Source organism: Bradyrhizobium sp. LTSP849 (assembly GCF_000938255.1).
GTDB lineage: Bacteria > Pseudomonadota > Alphaproteobacteria > Rhizobiales > Xanthobacteraceae > Bradyrhizobium.
In genome coordinates this window covers 213,362-233,337 of the sequence record NZ_JYMR01000055.1, presented here as the reverse complement: position 1 = coordinate 233,337, position 19,976 = coordinate 213,362, and the positions used below count along the sequence as shown (strand labels likewise).

General features: G+C 65.1%; 20 protein-coding genes. 14 read left to right on the top strand and 6 right to left on the bottom strand.

Annotation, left to right across the window (positions count from 1 at the left end):
- Positions 1-36: 36 nt before the first annotated feature.
- From UB31_RS37050 to UB31_RS37035, 4 genes are read left to right on the top strand one after another with little or no spacing between them, the layout of a single operon-like run.
- Positions 37-1,023, top strand: a complete 987-nt coding sequence (locus UB31_RS37050; RefSeq protein ID WP_197090908.1) for a branched-chain amino acid ABC transporter permease — start codon at positions 37-39, stop codon at positions 1,021-1,023.
- Positions 1,020-1,793, top strand: a complete 774-nt coding sequence (locus tag UB31_RS37045; RefSeq protein WP_045002830.1) for an ABC transporter ATP-binding protein — start codon at positions 1,020-1,022, stop codon at positions 1,791-1,793. The genes UB31_RS37050 and UB31_RS37045 overlap by 4 nt, the downstream gene beginning before the upstream one ends.
- On the top strand, positions 1,786-2,499 hold the full coding sequence (locus tag UB31_RS37040; protein ID WP_045002829.1) for an ABC transporter ATP-binding protein: 714 nt from the start codon (positions 1,786-1,788) through the stop codon (positions 2,497-2,499). The genes UB31_RS37045 and UB31_RS37040 overlap by 8 nt, the downstream gene beginning before the upstream one ends.
- Before the next feature lie 2 nt (positions 2,500-2,501).
- Positions 2,502-3,350 carry an alpha/beta hydrolase gene (locus UB31_RS37035; RefSeq protein ID WP_045002828.1) on the top strand — a complete coding sequence of 283 codons (849 nt, stop codon included), beginning with the start codon at positions 2,502-2,504 and terminating at the stop codon, positions 3,348-3,350.
- Between the two features lie 18 nt (positions 3,351-3,368).
- Here the strand turns inward: UB31_RS37035 and UB31_RS37030 are convergent, their stop codons facing one another.
- Together UB31_RS37030 and UB31_RS37025 are read right to left on the bottom strand one after the other, a co-directional pair.
- Complete coding sequence (locus UB31_RS37030; protein ID WP_045014412.1) at positions 3,369-3,776, bottom strand: DUF4864 domain-containing protein; 408 nt, start codon at positions 3,774-3,776, stop codon at positions 3,369-3,371.
- A 67-nt stretch (positions 3,777-3,843) separates the two neighbouring features.
- On the bottom strand, positions 3,844-4,482 hold the full coding sequence (locus tag UB31_RS37025; protein ID WP_197090910.1) for a TetR/AcrR family transcriptional regulator: 639 nt from the start codon (positions 4,480-4,482) through the stop codon (positions 3,844-3,846).
- A gap of 241 nt (positions 4,483-4,723) precedes the next feature.
- Here UB31_RS37025 and UB31_RS37020 point away from each other — a divergent pair, with 241 nt between their 5' ends.
- The 3 genes from UB31_RS37020 to UB31_RS37010 are packed head-to-tail and all read left to right on the top strand — an operon-like array spanning position 4,724 to position 8,527.
- The gene (locus tag UB31_RS37020) at positions 4,724-5,221 is read left to right on the top strand and encodes a (2Fe-2S)-binding protein (protein WP_045002825.1); all 498 of its coding nucleotides are present in this window, start codon (positions 4,724-4,726) and stop codon (positions 5,219-5,221) included.
- A complete protein-coding gene (locus UB31_RS37015; RefSeq protein ID WP_045014410.1) occupies positions 5,218-6,273 on the top strand; it encodes an FAD binding domain-containing protein in 1,056 nt (351 codons plus the stop codon). The genes UB31_RS37020 and UB31_RS37015 overlap by 4 nt, the downstream gene beginning before the upstream one ends.
- On the top strand, positions 6,266-8,527 hold the full coding sequence (locus tag UB31_RS37010; RefSeq protein WP_045014409.1) for a xanthine dehydrogenase family protein molybdopterin-binding subunit: 2,262 nt from the start codon (positions 6,266-6,268) through the stop codon (positions 8,525-8,527). Before UB31_RS37015 ends, UB31_RS37010 begins: the two co-directional genes overlap by 8 nt.
- A 13-nt stretch (positions 8,528-8,540) precedes the next feature.
- On the opposite strand, the gene UB31_RS40015 is transcribed toward UB31_RS37010, so the two are convergent.
- A complete protein-coding gene (locus tag UB31_RS40015) occupies positions 8,541-10,109 on the bottom strand; it encodes a caspase family protein (RefSeq protein WP_050044931.1) in 1,569 nt (522 codons plus the stop codon).
- A 35-nt stretch (positions 10,110-10,144) separates the two neighbouring features.
- Between UB31_RS40015 and UB31_RS41920 the strand changes: the two genes are divergently transcribed.
- Positions 10,145-10,402 carry a hypothetical protein gene (locus UB31_RS41920; RefSeq protein ID WP_156175733.1) on the top strand — a complete coding sequence of 86 codons (258 nt, stop codon included), beginning with the start codon at positions 10,145-10,147 and terminating at the stop codon, positions 10,400-10,402.
- A gap of 120 nt (positions 10,403-10,522) precedes the next feature.
- On the opposite strand, the gene UB31_RS37000 is transcribed toward UB31_RS41920, so the two are convergent.
- Positions 10,523-11,071, bottom strand: a complete 549-nt coding sequence (locus UB31_RS37000; RefSeq protein ID WP_045014408.1) for a cupin domain-containing protein — start codon at positions 11,069-11,071, stop codon at positions 10,523-10,525.
- Between the two features lie 149 nt (positions 11,072-11,220).
- On the opposite strand from UB31_RS37000, the gene aptA reads away from it, so the two are divergent.
- On the top strand, positions 11,221-12,549 hold the full coding sequence (gene aptA, locus UB31_RS36995; RefSeq protein WP_045014407.1) for an omega-aminotransferase AptA: 1,329 nt from the start codon (positions 11,221-11,223) through the stop codon (positions 12,547-12,549).
- Between the two features lie 70 nt (positions 12,550-12,619).
- Complete coding sequence (locus UB31_RS36990) at positions 12,620-13,885, top strand: D-amino acid dehydrogenase (RefSeq protein WP_045002819.1); 1,266 nt, start codon at positions 12,620-12,622, stop codon at positions 13,883-13,885.
- A gap of 171 nt (positions 13,886-14,056) precedes the next feature.
- On the opposite strand, the gene UB31_RS36985 is transcribed toward UB31_RS36990, so the two are convergent.
- A complete protein-coding gene (locus UB31_RS36985; RefSeq protein ID WP_044999778.1) occupies positions 14,057-14,707 on the bottom strand; it encodes a helix-turn-helix domain-containing protein in 651 nt (216 codons plus the stop codon).
- A gap of 181 nt (positions 14,708-14,888) precedes the next feature.
- On the opposite strand from UB31_RS36985, the gene UB31_RS36980 reads away from it, so the two are divergent.
- The 4 genes from UB31_RS36980 to UB31_RS36965 are packed head-to-tail and all read left to right on the top strand — an operon-like array spanning position 14,889 to position 18,362.
- Positions 14,889-15,653 (top strand): ABC transporter substrate-binding protein, encoded by a 765-nt coding sequence (locus UB31_RS36980; RefSeq protein ID WP_082078761.1) that lies wholly within the window; start codon positions 14,889-14,891, stop codon positions 15,651-15,653.
- Between the two features lie 30 nt (positions 15,654-15,683).
- Positions 15,684-16,337 carry an amino acid ABC transporter permease gene (locus tag UB31_RS36975; protein ID WP_044999777.1) on the top strand — a complete coding sequence of 218 codons (654 nt, stop codon included), beginning with the start codon at positions 15,684-15,686 and terminating at the stop codon, positions 16,335-16,337.
- A complete protein-coding gene (locus tag UB31_RS36970; RefSeq protein WP_044999776.1) occupies positions 16,334-17,065 on the top strand; it encodes an amino acid ABC transporter ATP-binding protein in 732 nt (243 codons plus the stop codon). Before UB31_RS36975 ends, UB31_RS36970 begins: the two co-directional genes overlap by 4 nt.
- 10 nt (positions 17,066-17,075) lie before the next feature.
- Positions 17,076-18,362: an NAD(P)/FAD-dependent oxidoreductase gene (locus tag UB31_RS36965; RefSeq protein WP_045014406.1), complete on the top strand. Its 1,287-nt coding sequence runs from the start codon at positions 17,076-17,078 to the stop codon at positions 18,360-18,362.
- On the opposite strand, the gene UB31_RS36960 is transcribed toward UB31_RS36965, so the two are convergent.
- On the bottom strand, positions 18,359-19,948 hold the full coding sequence (locus UB31_RS36960) for a gamma-glutamyltransferase (RefSeq protein WP_044999798.1): 1,590 nt from the start codon (positions 19,946-19,948) through the stop codon (positions 18,359-18,361). The genes UB31_RS36965 and UB31_RS36960 overlap by 4 nt on opposite strands.
- Between the last annotated feature and the right edge of the window lie 28 nt (positions 19,949-19,976).

The following is a 19,976-nucleotide window of genomic DNA, read 5'->3' as shown; positions in this document are numbered from 1 at the left end:
AAATCCGATTCGTTATCATCGCCTCCGGTGGAGGCGGTGTCCCGACCGCAGCTCCGGTCGCCGGGCCGGACGGCTGCGATCCTGTCGGATCACCGGCTTTTGCTGATCGTGTGGCTCACGATGCTGGTGGTGCCGTTCGCGGCACCGAATGCCTACTTCGTCTCGCTCGCCAACATGATGCTGATCAATCTCATCCTGATCGCGAGCCTGAATCTCCTGATGGGCTATGGCGGACAGATCTCGCTCGGGCATGCCGGCTTCTACGGGCTCGGCGCCTATGTGAGCGGTGTGCTCGGCGTGAAGTTCGGACTGGGCGCCTGGATTGGCCTGCCGGCGGCGGCACTGCTGACGGGGCTCGCGGCGCTGCTCATCGGCATTCCGGCACTGCGCCTGCGCGGGCTCTATCTGTCGATGGCAACGCTCGGCTGGAACGCCATTCTGGTGGTGATGTTCAACCGGCTGATCGACCTGACCGGCGGTCCCAACGGCCTGTTGGGCGTCCGCCCCTTTGCGTTCGGCCGCTTCGCGCTCGACACCGACGCGCGCCAGTTTCCGCTGCTCTGGCTGGTGTCGCTGCTGGTCATGCTTGCCATCCTCAACCTGCTGCGCTCGGGCACCGGCCGCGCGCTGCGAGCGGTCGCGACCAACGAGCTGGGTGCGGATGCCGTTGGCATCGACAGCTTCAGAACCAAGCTTCTGGTCTTCGTGCTCTCCGCCGGCATGGCCGGGATCGCCGGCAGCCTCTATGTCCATGTCAACCAATTCGCATCACCGGAGACATTCAGCGTCTCCAACTCCATCCTGCTGGTGGTGATGGTTGCGATCGGCGGCAGCGGACTCTATTGGGGACCGCTGTTCGGCGCATTGATCTTCACCGCCGTGCCGCCGCTTCTGCTCGAATATGAAGACGCCGAGCTGATGCTGTTCGGTTTCGCGATGCTGGTCGTGCTGATCGCGTCGCCCACCGGGATCGCGGGCTTGCCGGCGATCCTGCGCCGTTGGCTCGCAAGCAGGCGTTCATGACCGCGCCCCTGCTCCGCACCGAAGCGCTGAACTGTTATTTCGACGGGCTGCGTGCCGTCGCCGATCTGAGCTTCGAGGTTCGCCCCGGCGAGATCAAGGCGGTGATCGGGCCGAACGGGGCCGGCAAGAGCACGCTGTTCAACATGATCGCCGGCGTGACCCGCCCGACCTCGGGCCAAATCTTCTTCGATGGCGTTCGTATCGACGCCATGCCGACATTTCGTCGCGCCAGGCTCGGCATCGCCCGTACCTTCCAGAATCTCCAGATCTTCCGCGAAATGACTGTGCTCGAGAATGTCATGACCGGGCGGCATATGCACGGCCGCGCGGGGGTGATCGGCGCGCTGCTGCACGGTCCGTCGCTACGCGCAGAGAATCGGGCGATGGCGGATGCGGCGCTTGAGCTGCTGGCGCGTTTCGAGCTCGACGGCAAGGCGGATGTTGTTGCCGGCGATCTCGGCTTTGGCCAGATGAAGGTGCTGGAGTTGGCGCGTGCGCTCGCAAGCGAGCCGCGGCTGCTGCTGCTCGATGAACCCGCCGCCGGCTTGCCGCAAGCGGAAGCCGAGCATATCGGCAAGATCATCTCCGCCCTGAACCGGGACGGCATGACGGTGCTGCTGGTCGAGCACAACATGCGCATGGTGATGTCGCTCTCGCACGACATCCTGGTGCTTAACAACGGCATGCGGATCGCCGAGGGCGATGCCGACAGCGTGCGCCGCCATCCCGACGTGCTCGCGGCCTATCTCGGGGAGGCCGAGCATGCTTGAGGTCGACGCGCTTTCGGCGGGCTACGGCCATGTCTCCGTGCTGCACAGGATTTCGCTGCGGGTGGCGGCGGGCCAGTCGGTCTGCCTGATCGGTGCGAACGGCGCCGGCAAGACCACGTTGCTGCGCTGCCTGGCCGGGCTGTTGCGGCCAAGCAGCGGACGTATCCTGGTCGAAGGCAACGACATTGCCGGGCGGTCGGCCTCGGCGCGGCTTGATTTCGGCGTGACGCTGGTGCCGGAGGGCCGACGCGTCTTTGCGCCGATGAGCGTGCGCGAGAATCTCGAGATGGGTGCGTTCCGCCGCCTGTGGCCCCGTCGCGACCGCAGGGTCGAAGCCGACATGGACGCGGTGTTCGACATGTTTCCGCGGCTGCGCGAACGGCTGAACCAGCCGGCGGGGCTGCTGTCCGGCGGCGAGCAGCAGATGCTCGCGATCGGACGCGCGCTGATGTCGCGGCCGCGCCTGCTGTTGCTCGACGAGCCGTCCATGGGTCTCGCGCCACGCGTCGTGCAGGATATCTTCGCCATCATCCGGCGGCTCAATCAGCAGGGCATCTCGATCCTGCTCGCCGAGCAGAACGCCAACATGGCGCTGCAAAGCGCCGCCTGGGGCTACGTGATCGCGGAAGGCGAGATCGTGCGCGAGGCGGAAAGCACCTCGCTTGCGCACGACCCGATCGTACGCACTGCCTATCTCGGACTTTGATCATGCATTCTGGAAGTGAAATCCTGCAAGCCATCGATGACGGGCTGGAAGCGCAATATGCGCTCCGCAAGCGCCATCCCGAGCGCGACGAGATCTATCGCGATCACCAGCGGCGGAGCGCCGCACTGCGCGCGGCGGGCAATTGCCGCCTGGACATTCGCTATGGCGCCGGACCGCGATGCCTGCTGGACGTGTTCCCGGCGGGCGAGGGCGCGCCGGTGCTCTTCTTCATCCATGGAGGCTATTGGCGCGCGCTGGACAAGTCCTACGTCTCCTTCGTCGCCGAACATTACCGAAACTCCGGGATGACCGTGGTGATGCCGACCTACGATCTGGTGCCGGCCGTGAGCGTCAGCGGCATCGTTGAGCAGATCCGCGCGGCCCTTGCCTGGACGCTGACCCATCTGAAGCCCACCCGCGTGGTCGTCTCCGGTCACTCCGCCGGCGGTCAGTTGGCGGCGATGCTCGCGCTGGATCAGGCGGTCAGCGGGCAGGGACGCATTGTCGGCCTGGTCGGCGTCAGCGGTGCCTTCGATTTGCGTCCGCTGCTCAAGACCTCGATCAACCGCGACCTGACACTGTCGCCCGATGAGGCCGCGGATCTGAGTCCGTTGTTGCGGGTTCACCGCCTGCCGAAGGGCGCGAACCTCGTACCGCTGCTCGGCGCCGTCGGTGGCGACGAGACTGGCGGATTCAAGCACTGGACCTCTGATTTAGTCTCCGAGTGGCACAAGCAGGGCGGCGAAGCCGGCTATTGCGAGATCCCCGGAAGCAATCACTTCACGGTGCTCGACAGGATCGCGGAAGCCGGCGGGACAGTGCTGCGCGCCGTGACAGCGATGGTTGCCTGACGAACGGGCAATGTCCACTCAGACCGCCTGTCCCGCCTTCAACAGCGAGCAGCCGGTGATCTTGTAGCTTCCGTCCGACTGCTGTTCGAGTGTGTAGAGCGCTTCCCAGGCTTCGCCATTGGCGTCGATGATATGAACGCGCTGGGCGATCGCGCTGCCCTCGGTCTTGCTGTCGCCGAACTCAAAGCTCTTGTGCCGGTAGACCGGCGCGTAGCCATTCTGCACCATCGACATGAAGATGTCCGGCGCGGGGAAGATCTGCTTGACCGCCGGCGCGGCGTAGGAATAGGCAGTCGCCGCATCATCGCGGATGAGCGCCTGCTCCTGGGCGCGGATCACGCTCTGTGCCGTCGCGACATCGTCGGCGCGTGCGGAAAGCGAACTGAAGACAACATTGAGAGCGACGAGCAAGACTGCGATGCGCATGACAGGCTCCGCGTTGGTGTCCCGGCGGAGATGATCCTAGCACGACTTCGGGAATATGTGGGACGCGCTATCGCTTCCGCTTGGTCGCCGTCTTCGCCGGCTTGGCGGCGCGCGCCTTAACCTTGACACCCGCCTGCACGCGCAAGCCGTCGACGAATACATCGAGCATCCGCAGCACTGACGATTGCCAGCCGGGCTGGTCGTGCATGTAGCACATGCCAACGAGCGCCCGCAGCAGGTCCTCCGGGCTGACATCGCCGCGCATCTGGCCTGCCGCGACCGCACGATCGAGCAGCGACCCGATCGCCTTGGTCAGCCGGTCCATCGAGAACGCCGCGAGTTCCGACGAACTCTGGAATGTCAGCGCCAGCGCTGCCGACATGCCCTTTTTCGTGGCAACGAATTCGACATTGGAACGCAGCCAGCGCCGCAAGGCGTCGACCGGATCCTTGGCGTTCTTCAATTGCTCGGCAAGCTCGCTGAGCTGCTCGACCTCGCGCCGGTACACCGCCTCGAACAAATCCTCGCGGGTCGGAAAATGCCGATAGAGCGTGCCGATGCCGACGCCGGCGCGTTTCGCCACGGCCTCCAGGCTTGCCTCCGGGCCGCCCGCGTTGAAGACGGCCTTGGCCGCTTCGAGCACGCGTTCGCGATTGCGCACGGCGTCGGCGCGAGGTTTGCGGATCTGGTCGGCGTGGTCGTCCATGCCGACAATGTAGATCACGAATAGGTTAGATTGAACCCTTGCAGGGCTGCACCGCGTTGTCTGCGCACGGGCTTTTGACGAATTCCAAATATTTTTCGGCGGCCCTTGTTAAGCGGAGGGTGCCTCCGTATCTTCTCAGTGGTGCTGGTTCGGATTATGTCCGGGCGGCGCAAGATCGACGGCGGCCACGGCGGTGGCGCACCGCGCGATCACTCATGTCCATATCTGATCGGAGCCTTATATGAACCACTCCATCAGCCTCACCGTGAACGGTGCGCGGCGCGACTTCGTCCTCGACGATCCGCGCGTGACGCTGCTCGATCTCCTGCGTGAGCGCTTTCATCTGACCGGAACCAAGAAGGGATGCGACCGCGGCCAATGCGGCGCTTGCACCGTTCTCGTCGACGGCAAGCGTATCAATTCCTGCCTCGCGCTCGCCATCAGTCATGATGGCGCCGACATCCTCACCATCGAAGGCGTCGCGCGCGGCGACCAGCTTCACCCGGTCCAGGCGGCCTTCATCGCCCATGACGGATTTCAGTGCGGCTTCTGCACGCCCGGCCAGATCATGAGTGCGATCGGCATGATGCAGGAAGCCCAGGCCGGCAACGATCCCGAGCGCATCCGGGAATGCATGAGCGGCAATCTCTGCCGTTGCGGCGCCTATGCCGGCATCGTCGATGCCGTGCTCGAGGCTCAGGCCGGTGCCGACGAAACCAATCAGAGGCGCTCCGCATGAAACAGTTCGATTATGTCAGGCCGGCCACGGTCGCAGAGGCCGTTGCTGCTGCCGCCCAGCCGGGCGCGGTCTATCTCGCCGCCGGCACCAATCTGCTCGATCTGATGAAGGGCGGCGTCAGCCGTCCGGATCGCCTGGTCGATGTCACGCATCTCGAAGGGCTCGACCAGATCGAGCATCTCGCCGATGGGTCGTTGCGTATTGGTGCGCTGGTGAGCAACGCTGATCTTGCGCATGATGCCAAATTCGCAAAGTCTTATCCCGCTGTCGCTGAAGCGCTTCTCTCCGGCGCATCAGCGCAACTGCGCAATGCCGCGACAGTCGGTGGCAATCTCCTGCAGCGGACGCGCTGCGCTTATTTCTATGACACCGCCAGCAGCTGCAACAAACGCGAGGCCGGCAGTGGCTGCGACGCCCGCGACGGCGAGAACCGGACCCACGCGGTGCTCGGCTGGAGCGAAAGCTGCATCGCCACGAATCCCTCCGACTTCTGTGTGCCGCTGGTTGCGCTTGACGCCATCGTCGAGATCGAGGGCAGGAACGGCCGGCGCGAGATCGCGCTCGATGCGCTTCATCGTTTGCCCGGCGATACGCCCGAGCGTGACTCGGCGCTCGAACCCGGCGACCTCATCGTCGCTGTGCGTCTGCCGGCCGCGGCACGTGGCTTCGCGGCACATGCGCGCTACCTCAAGGTTCGCGAGCGGACCTCCTATGCCTTTGCCGTCGTCTCGGCTGCGGCCGCTTTGCAGATCGAGAACGGCAAGATCACGGAGGCGCGGCTTGCGCTTGGCGGCGTCGCCGCAAAGCCCTGGCGTGCCCGCGCCGCGGAAGACGTGCTCAAGGGCGTCGCACCGACGGCGGACGCCTTCCAGGAAGCCGCCTGGCGCGCGCTCTCGGACGCAAAGCCGTCCGGCGACAACGCCTTCAAGATCGAGCTCGCGCGCCGCATCGTCGTGCGCGCGCTGACACTGGCCGCCGCTGGCACGCCCGTGCGCCTGCCGGCGCTGCCGGCTTCACCCTTTGCCTCCATCTCCGGAGCTATCCATGTCTGAGCTCAATCTCACCAGCGCTCCCGCTCATCTGCGGCACGGCTCGAGCATCGGCCAGCCCCTGACCCGCCGCGACGGCGTGCTCAAGGTCAAGGGGCAGGCGACCTACGCTGCCGACAATCACCCGCCCGGCATGCTGTTTGCGGTGATGGCCGTCTCCAGCATCGCGCGCGGCCGTGTGACCTCGCTCGATGTCGCAGCCGCCAAGCGCCATCCCGGCGTGGTCGATGTCATGACATCGAGCCACAAGCCGCCGCTCGCAATCGACCCCGAGATCAAGACCAATCCATTCGTGTTCCGGATGGAGGTGTTGCAGAGCGACGAAGTCCGCTACGCCAACCAGCCGATCGCCGTCGTCATCGCTGAAACGCTGGAGGCGGCGACCGAAGGTGCTGTGCTGCTGGCGCCGCGCTATGAGACGCTGCCCCCGCTTGTCGGCCTCGATGCCGGCAAAAGTTTCGTGCCGCCGGTCGTCGGTGTCGGCAACCCGACGGAAAATCACCGCGGCGATGTCGAGGCGGGCCTTGCCTCGGCCGAGAAACAGATCGACGCGGTTTACGAAACGCCGCCGCAATATCACAACGCCATGGAGCCGCATGCGATCGTCGCGTCGTGGGACGGCGACAATCTGTCGGTCGACATGCCGACCCAGGGCCTGATGCTGTCGCTTGGGCGCATCGCCGAATTGTTCGGCATTGCGCCGGACAAGATCCACATCCGTAGTCCCTTCCTTGGCGGCGGTTTCGGCTCCAAGGGGCTGATGTCCGGCCCGCCGACCCTCGGCATCATGGCCGCCAAGCTCGTCGGTCGACCCGTGAAGCTCGTGCTGCGCCGTGAGCAGATGTATGGCCCAGTCGGCCATCGCGCGCCGACGCGTCAGCGGCTGCGCATCGGTGCCGATGGCGAGGGACGCCTGACTGCGCTCGATCACCATGCGAGAACCGTGTCGAGCACGTTCGATGATTTCTATGAGCCTGCGGCCGATGCCTCGCACACGCTCTATGCGGCACCTGCGATCCGCACGTCGCATGATGCCGTGCGCGTCAATACCGGCACGCCGCTGTTCATGCGGGCACCTGGCGAGGCGACCGGTTCGATCGCACTGGAAAGCGCCATCGATGAAATGGCCTGGGCCTGCGGCATCGATCCGCTCGCCTTCCGCCTCAAGAACTACGCCGAGGTCGAGCCGATCACCGGAAAGCCGTTCTCCTCGAAGGCGCTACGTGCATGCTATGAGCAGGGCGCGGCGCGCTTCGGCTGGGCGAAGCGTCCGCTCCAGCCGCGACAGATGCGCGATGATGCCGGCTTGCTGGTCGGCTGGGGCATGGGCACCGCGACCTTCCCGGCGCTGATGTTCCAGGCCGCGGCGCGCGCGGTGATCCGGCGTGACGGCTCCGGCGCCATGGAGATCGGCGCGCATGACATGGGGCAGGGCGCGTGGACGGCGCTGGCCCAGATCGCTGCCGATGGCCTCGGGCTCGACATCGATCGCGTCGCGTTCAAGGCGGGAACATCGGATTTGCCTGATGCCGGCATCGCCGGCGGCTCGGCGCACACGGCGACAGCGGGTGCTGCGATCCACAGCGCTGGGGCGGCCGTGATTGCAAAACTCGCCGACCTCGCCACCACCGACGAGCGCTCGCCGCTGTTCGGCGCCGGCAATGCCGGCGTCATTGCGCGCGACGGAAAGCTGTTCCGGCGTGACGATGAAAGCCGCGGTGAGAGCTATTCCGAAATTCTCGCGCGCGCCGGGGTCGCCGAAGTCGAGGCGCGCGGCACTGGTGCGCCGAACCCTGCGGCGATGGAAGAATACGCGATGCACGCGCATGGCGCGGTGTTCGCGGAAGTGAAGGTCGATCCTGATCTCGGCCAGATCCGCGTCACGCGCATGGTCGGTGCCTTCGCCGCGGGGCGCATCGTCAACCCGCATCTGGTGAAGAGCCAGCTGTTCGGCGGCATGATCTGGGGCATCTCGTTCGCGCTGCATGAGGAGGCCATCACCGATCGCCGCAGCGGGCGGATCATGAATGCCAATCTCGGCGAGTACCACATCCCCGTGAATGCCGACGTGCCGCCGCTCGACGTCATCACGGTCGAGGAGCACGATCCGCATGTGAATGCGCTCGGCATCAAGGGCGTCGGCGAGATCGGCATCACCGGCAGCGCAGGCGCGGTCGCCAATGCCGTCTGGCACGCGACAGGCGTGCGGATGCGTCGTTTCCCGATTCGGATCGAGGAGCTGCTGACCCAGCTCTGACGAGGCTGCGCCGCTAGCGGCGCATGTTGCGTAGGTTCTGCCGGGCGAGTGCATAGCCCTGCGCGGCTGACCTCTCGAACAATTCCCGGGCGAGCCGTGCGTTGCGCGGCACGCCTTGGGCCTCGTTGTACATCGAGCCAAGGCTGTTCAAGGAGGCGTCGTCGTTCAATGCAACCCCCTGCTCGAAAAGCCGGCGCGCCGCCGCGTAGTCCCGCTCGACACAGCGACCCCGGACATAGAGCAAGCCGAGATTGTTCATCGCCGCCGCGACGCCGGCCTTGACCGCGGCCTCGTTGAGCCGGATGGCTTCGGGGCAATTCCTGGCGCTGCCTTCTCCGAAAGCGTAGAGCCAGCCGAGTTCCAGCATGCCGAAGGGATCGCCGGCGTCCGATGCTTTCTTGTACCAGCGCGCGGCCTCGGCGTCGTCCTTCTTGACGCCTTCGCCGGTCGCGTAAAGCACGCCGATATTGTGCATCGCTGTCGGATAGCCTGCGTCCGCAGCCTTCCCGTACAAACGAAGCGCTTCCGAATAGTCCTTGCGGGCGGTGGCGGCTCGGCCGGCCTCGTAGGCGAATCGCGCCACCTCCGGATAGCGCTGCATGGCGTCATTGCAGGCGGCGGTGGCTTCAGTCGCCTTGATCTTCTCGAACGCGACGCCCGGAACGCCCGCAGCACCAAGTGCGTCATCAGGCATGCCTGCGAGACGATCGCAGTCGGTAACCAGATCACGACGCGACATCGTGTCTGGCAGTGGCGCCGGCGACACGGCGGTCGGCGTCGTTAGCGCAGCCTGTATCGGCGCAGGCGGCACAGGTTTGCCGGCGAAGTAGAAGCTGGTTGCGATCGGCGACGAAGCGACCCACGGCAATTGTTGACCGTGGGTAGCCTTCTCCACCGCCAATCCCATCTCGTTGAAAGTCCTGAACAGCCCGTAGCCCTGGTGCTGCATGGCGTCAGCCAGGGCACGTGTATAGGGACTGTGACCGTTGTCGCCGTCGAGCGCCACGCTGCGGGGCTGTGTGGCGAATGAAATGAGCGTGCCCGGCGGGGCCTGCATCTGGGCCAGTCCGCCGGCAGCGTTGCGAAGGCCATGTCCGACGAATGGATTGTTGCGGCAGGCATCGAGCAGCATCAAATTGATCTTGGCGCCGGATTTCTCCATCTGATCGAGCACGCCGGCAAGGCCGACCCCCTGCACGAAGACATCGCCTTCGTCCGCCGGATGGGCATCGACGGGCACGATGTAATTGAGGCCGTGCGTTTCGACCCCGTGGCCGGCAAAGTAGAACAGCGCCACGTCCGCACCGATCAGTTCCTGGCGGAAGGTTTGCAGCGCACGGTCGAAGCCCGCCTTGTCGATATCAACCTGGGCACCGCCGCCGACCACGAAGAAGCCGAGCGAGAGCAGTGTATCCGACATCAGACGGGCGTCGGCCGCTGCATTGGGCAGCTTGGCCACCGTCTGGTAGGCGGAATTGCCGATCACCAGCGCGACGCGCTTCTCGGCCTGCGCTGTGGTGGCGACGCATAGCAGGAGCAGCGCGCCGATCAGGCGCGCAATGATGCCGGTACGGCTCGCCATGGTGATGCACTCCGCGGGGCGGGACGTTCTGGATCTTGGTCGCCTACGGCGTCGCTTCGGTTCAGGTGGCCGGGAACGCGTCCGGTGTCAGTCCGGCAGCCGCGTTAATTCATCATCCGGCGGAGCGCCTTGATCTGCTGCCTCTGTTCTTCGATACATTTTTCGATAGCCTCGCGCAGCTCTTGCGAGCGGAGCTTGTGGGCATCGCGCTGAACTTCGTCGAGCGCGGCCTCTGCATTGGCAAGAGTGGTCTTCATCGCGAGCTCTGTTTCGAAGCGGCCGCGGAACCTTAGCGCCAGGCTGCTCGGCTACGGCTCGCAAGATATAGAGGATCGGGCTGCGAAAATTGAGATGCCTCTAGCTCCGTAAGACACCGGGGCACTCCGTAGGATTCCGGATAATTTTGACGCGTTTCAGAACGTCGGCGGCGTGCAGGCCGAGATCACTTCGCAGGGCTTGCCGCCAACGCAGCGGAAGCGATGCGGTCGGCGGCTTTCGAAATAATAGGCATCGCCCGGATTGAGGATGCGGCGCTCGTCCTCGACGGTGACCTCGAGCTTACCGGAGATCACGATGCCGCCTTCCTCGCCGTCATGGACGAGGTGCACGCGCCCGGTGTCGCTGCCGGGTTCGTAACGCTCCTTCAAAATCTGCAAGTTGCGGCCGAACAAATTGTCGCCGATCTGGCGATAGGAGATCGGCTTCTTGCCGACCTCGGTCAGCTCCTCCGACCGGTAGAAGATCTTGCGCCGTGTCTCAGGCTCCAGCGCAAAGAACTCGGCGAGCCCCATCGGGATGCCGTCGAGGATGCGCTTGAGCGCGCCGACCGACGGGTTCATCTGGTTGGATTCGATCAGCGAAATCGTCGAATTGGTGACGCCCGCGCGCTTGGCGAGCGCCCGCTGCGACAGCTTCTGGCGCGCCCGGATGAATCGCAGCCGTCCACCGATATCGACGCTCATACCCCTGGTCCCTGTTGCAGGTGTTGCGGATCGCGCAAATATGGACCGGCAGCCCTAGTTAAATCAATGGCTTGCAGCTCACCAGAAAAGGACTTGTTGCGCTATCGAAGCCGTGGCTCTGGTATTCCGTCAGCAAAGGAGCGTGGCCCGTGACCCTTCATCAGATTCCGAACACCATCAAGACCGATTCGTTCTGGATGCCGTTCACGGCCAACCGGCAGTTCAAGAAGGCGCCGCGCCTGTTCTCCTCGGCCGAGGGCATGCATTACACCACCGTCGACGGCCGCAAGGTGATCGACGGCTCCGCCGGCCTCTGGTGCGTCAATGCCGGCCACGGTCGCAAGCAGATCGCCGCCGCAGTTGAGCGGCAGCTGATGACGCTGGATTTCGCGCCGTCGTTCCAGATGGGCCATCCGCTGGCGTTCGATTTCGCCGAGCGCCTCGCCGAGATCGCGCCGAAGGGACTCGATCGCATCTTCTTCACCAACTCCGGCTCCGAGTCGGTCGACACCGCGCTGAAGATCGCGCTCGCCTATCATCGCGCCAACGGCCAGGCGTCCCGTACCCGCCTGATCGGCCGCGAGCGCGGCTATCACGGCGTCGGCTTCGGCGGCACCTCGGTCGGCGGCATGGTCGCCAACCGCCGCGCCTTCGCGACCCTCCTTCCGGGCGTCGACCATATCCGCCACACCCATGATCTCACCCGCAACGCCTTCGCCAAGGATCAGCCCGAGCATGGCGCTGAGCTCGCCGACGATCTCGAGCGTCTGGTGGCCTTGCATGGTGCCGAGACGATCGCTGCCGTCATCGTCGAACCAGTGCCGGGTTCGACCGCGGTGCTGCCGCCGCCGAAGGGTTATCTCAAGCGTCTGCGCGAGATCTGCGACAAACACGGCATCCTCCTGATCTTCGACGAGGTCATCACCGGCTTCGGCCGCCTCGGCACGCCGTTCGCCGCCAACTTCTTCGGCGTCACGCCGGACCTGATGACGACGGCCAAGGGCATCACCAACGGCACAGTGCCCTGCGGCGCAGTGTTTGCGAGCCGTAAGGTGCACGACGGCCTGATGGTCGGCCCGGAGAACCAGATGGAGCTGTTCCACGGCTACACCTATTCGGCGCATCCGATCGCCTGTGCCGCGGGCATCGCGACGCTCGACATCTACAAGGACGAGGGTCTGCTCACACGCGGTGCGTCGATCGCCGAGTACTGGGGCGATGCGTTGCATTCGCTCAAGGGCTTGCCCAACGTCGTCGATATCCGCAATTGCGGCCTGATGGGCGCGGTCGAACTGTCGTCGCGTGACGGCACGGTCGGTGCGCGTGGCTACGACGTCATGGTCGACTGCTTCAACCGCGGGCTGTACTTCCGCATGAGCGGCGATTCCTTCGCGCTGTCGCCGCCCCTCATCGTCGAGAAGAGCCACATCGACGACATCGTGTCGATTCTCGGGGACGCCATCAAGCGGGTGGCCTGATAATTGCTCTCGCCGTTGCGGAGTTTGTTCTTGCAGCGGCGAGCGTGATGCCGCGGGAGTTTGACGAAGCGTGAAAGTTCTGATCCTCGGCAGCGGTGTCATCGGTGTCACCTCTGCCTACTACCTCGCGCGTGCCGGCCATGAGGTGACAGTCGTCGACCGTCAGCCGGAGCCGGCGCTGGAGACCTCTTTCGCCAATGCCGGCGAGGTGTCGCCCGGCTATTCCTCGCCCTGGGCCGGCCCCGGCGTGCCGGTGAAGGCGATCAAATGGCTTCTGATGAAGCACGGCCCGCTGGTGATCCGGCCGAAGCTCGATCCCGTGATGTGGGTCTGGCTCACCAAGATGCTGCGCAACTGCACCAGCGCGCGCTACGCGATCAATAAGAGCCGGATGATCCCGATCGCGGAGTATAGCCGTGATTGCCTGCGCGATCTGCGCCGCGACATCGGCATTCAATATGACGAGCGCTCGCAAGGCACGCTCCAGCTGTTCCGCTACCAGGCCCAGCTCGACGGCACCGGCGAAGACATCGCCGTGCTCAAGCAATATGGCGTGCCTTACGAGGTGCTGAGCCGTGAGGGCTGCATCGCAGTCGAGCCGGCGCTTGCGGGCGTGAAGGAGAAATTCGCCGGCGGACTGCGTTTGCCGCAGGACGAAACCGGCGACTGCCACATGTTCACGCAGGCGCTGGCCAAGCATGCCGAGGCGCTCGGCGTGCGCTTCGTGTTCAACACCGGCATCGATCGTATCGTCGCCGACGGCGCGCGCGTCAGCGGTGTCGCAACCAGCGCCGGCATGTTGCAGGCAGACGCTTACGTCCTCGCGCTCGGAAGCTGGTCGTCGCGGCTCGTCGCGCCGCTCGGCATTTCGCTGCCGGTCTATCCGGTGAAGGGCTATTCGATCACGGTGCCGATCAAGGACGCCTCCGGCGCGCCGGAATCGACGGTGATGGACGAGAGCTACAAGGTCGCGATCACCCGTCTCGGCAATCGCATCCGCGTCGGCGGCACCGCCGAAATCTCCGGCTTCTCGACCAAGCTCTATGACGCCCGTCGCGCCACGCTCGATCACTCCCTGACCGATCTGTTCCCGCGCGGCGGCGATCTCGCCAAGGCGACGTTCTGGAGCGGCCTGCGCCCGATGACGCCGGACGGCCCGCCCGTGATCGGCCCGACCAAATACGCCAATCTACACCTCAACACCGGTCACGGCACGCTCGGCTGGACCATGTCCTGCGGCTCCGGACGGGTGCTTGCGGACATGCTGTCAGGCAAGAAGCCGGATGTAGATGTGAGTGCGCTGACGGTGGATCGGTACGAACACCGGTTCGGGTGAAGATCTCTCCGCGCCGGCCACTCCATCACCGTCACCCTGAGGTGGCCGCTTCTTCAGCGGCCCTCGAAGGGCGACGGCCCGGCTGTATCGCGGCCGTGCATCCTTCGAGGCTCGCCCAGCGGCGCAATTGCGCCGCAAGGCTCGCACCTCAGGATGACGGGACTGAGAGTGCTACCCCGCCCCCGTCACGCAATTCACCCACAGCACCACCGCCTTTGCATCCTCGGCCGGATTTGAAAACCGGTGCGGCCGGCGGCTTGCAAACCGAAAGCTGTCGCCCGTCTTCAGCGACCACGTCTCATTGTCCACCGTCAGCATCATCTCGCCTTCGAGCACGAGGCCGGCTTCCTCGCCGTCATGGGTGTAGAGCTCGTCGCCGGGGGAGCCGCCGGGCTCCAGATGCACCAGGAACAGATTGAGCTTGTTGTCGGCGCTTGCCGGGCTGAGTAATTGTTTTGAGACGCCGGTGCGCCAGAGTTTCAGTTCGGGACGTTGCAACCCGCGCGTCACGACCTGATCGGACGTGCCGTCGGCGCTCGGGCTCGCACCGAACAGCGCGGCGATGCCGACGCCGAGCACGTCGGAGAGCGTCGCCAGCACGCGCAGCGACGGCGACGACAGGCCGCGCTCGATCTGGCTGAGGAAGCCGATCGACAGGTCCGTGCGCGCGGCGACCGTCTCCAGCGAGAATTGCCTGACACGCCGGAGATCGCGGATGCGACGACCGACCGCGAGGTCCATTGCAGGCTCCGCCGGCTTTGCAGCCTTCCTGGCGATAGCCTTGGCCTTCTTCACCGCCTTTGCGGCGGCCGGTTTGCGCATTCTTTTGCCACCGCTCACGTCAAACCGCTTCCTTCATGTGCATGAAAACCGCTTGCATCGTCCGTGAAAGTGTGACCAAAATTTCATATTGGTGAAAATAAGCCGAAACGGCTCGGCCCGCAATGTCTGCGATCACGACATCTGCGAGCGCCGCCATCGGCCGGACCCAAAGGGGAATGCGATGGCGTTGAAGCGTTTTGTTCAGGCCGCAGTCGCGGCGCTTGCGATTATCGCAGTGGTGCCGGCTTCGGCGCAGCAGGTGCTGAAGGTCGGCTCGACGCCGACAGGCATTCCCTTCACCTTCCTCGACACCAAGACCAACACGATCCAGGGCATCATGGTCGATCTCGTCACCGAGATCGGCAAGGACGCCGGCCTCAACGTGCAGATCGAGCCGATGGCGTTCTCGGCGCTGATCCCGTCGCTGACCTCGAGCAAGATCGACATCATCGCGGCTGCAATGTTCATCACGGCGCCGCGCAAAGAGGTGATCGACTTCTCCGACCCCATCTACACCTATGGCGAAGGCCTCGTGGTGCCGAAGACCGACACCAAGGCCTACGCCACGCAGGAAGATCTGAATGGCGAGACGGTCGGTGCCCAGGTCGGCACCGCCTTCGTCGACGCGCTGAAGAAGTCCGGCCTGTTTGCCGACGTCAAGGCCTACGACACCATCCCCGACATCCTGCGCGATGTGAACACCGGCCGCCTCAAGGCCGGCTTCGCCGACTATCCGATCCTCGCCTACAATCTGAAGCAGGGCGGTTTCCCCGAGGTGCGCCTCGTCGACAGCTATAAGCCGGTCACCGTCGGCTCGGTCGGCATCGGCGTGCGGAAGGGAGAGACCGCGCTGCTCGGCAAGATCAATGCTTCGCTGGCCAAGCTGAAGGCCAACGGTACCATCGACAAGATCCTCGAAAAATGGGGCCAGAAGGCGCAGGGCTAATCGATAGGGGCGATCGATGAAGGCTGGCCGATGAAAGGCTTCTGGCACGACGCCGTCGAGTTCTTCCCGATCCTGATGAGCGGCGTCGTGCTGACGATCGTCGTCACCATCGGCTCGCTGCTGCTCTCGACGGTGCTCGGCCTGGTCTGGGCGATGATGCGGGTCTCCGGCATCAAGGCGCTGTCGATGCTCAGCGCCAGCCTGATCAACGTGATTCGCGGCATCCCGATCATCGTGCTGCTGTTCTACCTCTACTTCGTGATGCCCGATCTCGGCGTCACGCTGTCGGCCTTGCAGGCCGCGATCCTCGGGCTCGGCATCGCCTACTCGGCCTACCAGGCCGAAAACTTCCGCGCCGGCATCGAGGCGATCGACAAGGGCCAGATCGAGGCGGCGCAGTCGATCGGCATGGGCTGGTGGCTCACCATGCGCCGTGTGGTGCTGCCGCAGGCGGTGCGCATCGTGCTGCCGCCGTACGGCAACGTCATGATCATGATGCTGAAGGATTCCTCGCAAGCCTCGACCATCACGGTCGCCGAGCTCGCGTTGCAGGGCAAGTTGATCGCGTCCTCAACCTTCAAGAACACCAACGTGTTCACGATGGTGGCGCTGATGTATCTGACCATGAGCATTCCGCTGATCCTGCTGGTCCGCCACGTCGAGAAGCGGGCGGGCAAGAAATGATCGAGCTCAAGGACGTCCACAAGAGCTTTGGCCAGAACGAGGTCCTCAAGGGCATCACCGCGAACGTCGAGAAGGGCGAGGTGGTCTGCGTCATCGGCCCGTCCGGTTCGGGCAAGTCCACGATCCTGCGCTGTATCAATGGCCTCGAAAGCTACGACCGCGGCGAGATCAGCGTTGAAGGCCTAAAGGTCGACCGCGATGCGTCCTCTATCGTGAACGTCCGCACCCAGGTCTCGATGGTGTTTCAGCGCTTCAATCTGTTCCCGCATCGCACAGTGCTGGAAAACGTCGTCGAAGGGCCGCTGTATGTGAAGAAGGAAGCGCGTGTGCGGGCGCTCGAACGCGGCCGTGCACTGCTTGCCCAGGTCGGCCTCGCCGAGAAGGCCGACGCGCATCCGCCGCAGCTTTCCGGCGGCCAGCAGCAGCGCGTTGCGATTGCGCGTGCGCTCGCGATGCAGCCCAAGGCAATCCTGTTCGACGAACCGACCTCGGCGCTCGATCCTGAACTCGTCGGCGACGTCCTCGGCGTGATGCGCAAGCTCGCCGACGACGGCATGACCATGGTCGTCGTCACCCACGAGATGGGCTTTGCCCGCGATGTCGCCGACCGCGTGCTGTTCATCGACGGCGGCGTCATTGTCGAGCAGGGGCCGGCCAAGGCGCTGCTCAATCAACCCCAGCACCCGCGCACGCAGGACTTTTTGCGGCGCGTGCTGCATCCGCTCTGATCGGTCTGTCATGAACACGCGTCTGCCTTTGCCGCCCTCGCTCTACGCCGACACTGCGGTTGCGCCGGTCGCAACGCCGCCACTCGATACGAACAAGAATGTTTCCGTTGCCATCATCGGCGGTGGTTACACCGGTCTGTCCACAGCGCTGCATCTGGCAGAGCAGGGTGTCGAAGCCCTTGTGCTGGAGGCGCAGGAGCCGGGCTGGGGCGCGTCCGGCAATAATGGCGGCCACACCAATCCCGGCTTGAAGCACGACCCCGATCAGATCGAAGCCGATTTCGGTGCCGAGCTCGGCCGCCGCATGATCGACTTCTCCTACGGCACTCCGAACTTCACCCACGATCTGATCCGCCGCTACCAGATTCCGTGCGAGGCGCGGCAGAACGGGACGCTGCGCGCGGCCTATAACGAGGCCAGCGCCGCCGCGATCGAAAAGACGGCGCAGCAATGCATCCGCCGCGGCATGCCGGTGACATATCTGAACCGCGAGCAATTGCGTGAGATGACCGGCACCGATCGCTACATCGGCGCCATGCTGGACACGCGCGGCGGCGATCTGCATCCCCTCAGCTATGCCCGTGGCCTGGCGCGCGCCGTGATCTCGGCGGGCGTAAAGGTGCATGGCGGGACGCCCGCACTGTCGCTCCGCCGCGAAGGCGCGCGCTGGCGCATCGAAACGCCGCGCGCGATCGTGCATGCGGACAAGGTGTTGCTCGCCACGAACGGTTTCACCGACGATCTCTGGCCTGCACTCCGACGCACCATCGTGCCGGTGTTTTCCTCGATCGCCGCGACCGCGCCACTCTCCGACGAGGTCGCCCGCTCGATCATGCCGACGCGCCCGGTGCTCTATGAGAGCGGCCATATCACTGTCTATTACCGCATCGACCAGCACAATCGCCTGCTGATGGGCGGCCGCGGCCCGATGCGCTGGATCAAGTCGCCGACGGACGTCGCCTATCTCATGCGCTACGCCGAGCGGCTATGGCCGCAGCTCAAGGGCGTGGCCTGGACCCATGGCTGGAACAGCCGGCTCGCCATCACCAATGACCATTATCCGCATGTGCACGAGCCAGCGGAAAACATCCTGATCTCGCTCGGCTGCAACGGCCGCGGCGTCGCGCTCTCGACCGCAATGGGCGCCCAGCTCGCGCGCCGCCTGATCGGCGGAGCCAAGGCCGAGATCGACATGCCCGTCACCGGCATCAAGCCGATCGCGATGCACGCGTTCTGGCCGGTCGGCGTGACGACGGCCGTGATTGCGGGCCGCGTCCGCGATCGGCTCGGGATCTAGCCCTCCGCCACCGCGTCAGCCCAGGGCTGGAAGATCTCGACCGCGCCGGAGTTGGTGTCGCCGTCGCGCATCACCACACTCGGGCAGGCGAACTTCATCGGCAGAGTTTGCACCGGCGCTTCCCTGTAGTCGAAGCGCGCGGCGAGCTCTCTACGCGCATCCGCGGGCAGCCGCGTGTCGCCGACCACGACCGCGCCTTCGCTGCAATCGATGCGGGGCTGATGGATGGCGGCATCGAGATCCATGTCGAAATCCATCGCAAAGGACACGAGCTGCATCACCGAAGGCAGGATGCGGCGGCCGCCGGAGGCGCCGACCGCGAGGCGCTTGCCGTGCTCGGTCTCGGCGATGACCGGCGTGTAGTTGGTGAGGCAGCGCTTGCCGGGGGCGAGCGAATTGGTGGTACCCGGCGTCGGATCGAACCACATGATCCCGTTGTTCATGGGAATACCGGTGTGCGGCGTCACGTATTTCGAGCCGAAGGACGAGAGCAGCGTCTGAGTCACCGCGGCGATGTTGCCGTGGCGGTCCACGACGGAGAAATGCGTGGTGCAGGCCGGCGCCAGATATTCGGCGCCGAGCGAGCGCTTGCCGTCGGCATCGCCCATATCCTTGAGCCGCTCGCGATAGGCCGCTTGCAGGGCAGCGGCATATTCGGCATAGGCGGCCGCATCCGGCGTGCCTGCCGGCTTCATATTCTGCTGCAAGAGGCGCAGCGCATGCGCCAGCGTTGGCCCGGCGGTGAGCTCGGGCGTCGCAAGCACCTTGCCGCCGCGATAGGGGATCGCCAGCGGCTCGCGCAGATGCGCGCGGAACGCGGCGAGATCCTCGACCGACAGCGAGCCGCCATCGGCCCTGATGTCGGACGCGATGCTTTTGGCGAGATCGCCCTGATAGAAGTCGCGCGGCCCGGCCTCGGCGAGGTGCAACAGCGTCGCCTTCAAATTGTCCTGCGGTAGCCGGGTCTCAGCGTCGATACTCCAGGGCGGGCTCGGGGGCAGGCCGTCCTTCAGAAACATTGCCGCGCTTGCGGGATAGCGCCGAAGATCGGCGGCCGAGCCCGCGATCGTCAGTGTGGTCCACCAGTCGGCCAGCAGGCCCTCGCCGGCGATCTTCGCAGCCGGCTCGACCAGGTCTTTCCACGGCATCCTGGCGTGGCGACGGTGCGCCTCCTCCATGCCGGCGACGACACCGGGCACCGCGATCGCGCCGGGACCGTGAACGTTGCGATCGTCCTTCACCCGCGGCCACGGAAACAGGTCAGTGGCGACGCGATCTCCGGTGATGGGATAGTCGGCGGCGCGCAGGCTCTGCGGTGCGCACATGCCGTAGTCGATCACCTCGTAGCGATTTTCCTTGGCGCGGTAGAGCACCATCGCGCCGCCGCCCCCGATGCCGCTGTTCCAGGGCTCCAGCACATTCAGCGCGAAGGTGGTCGCGACGATCGCGTCGACGCAATCGCCGCCAGCCGCCAGCACTTGCGCTCCCACCTCGGCTGCGCGGCGCGACTGCGCAGCGACGATGCCGCCCTTGGACTTGATTGCGGGTTTGCGGACGGTTTGGGCGAGGCTGAACTGGTGAGGCATGATGTCGTCTTGTGTCTTGTCTTGGTTG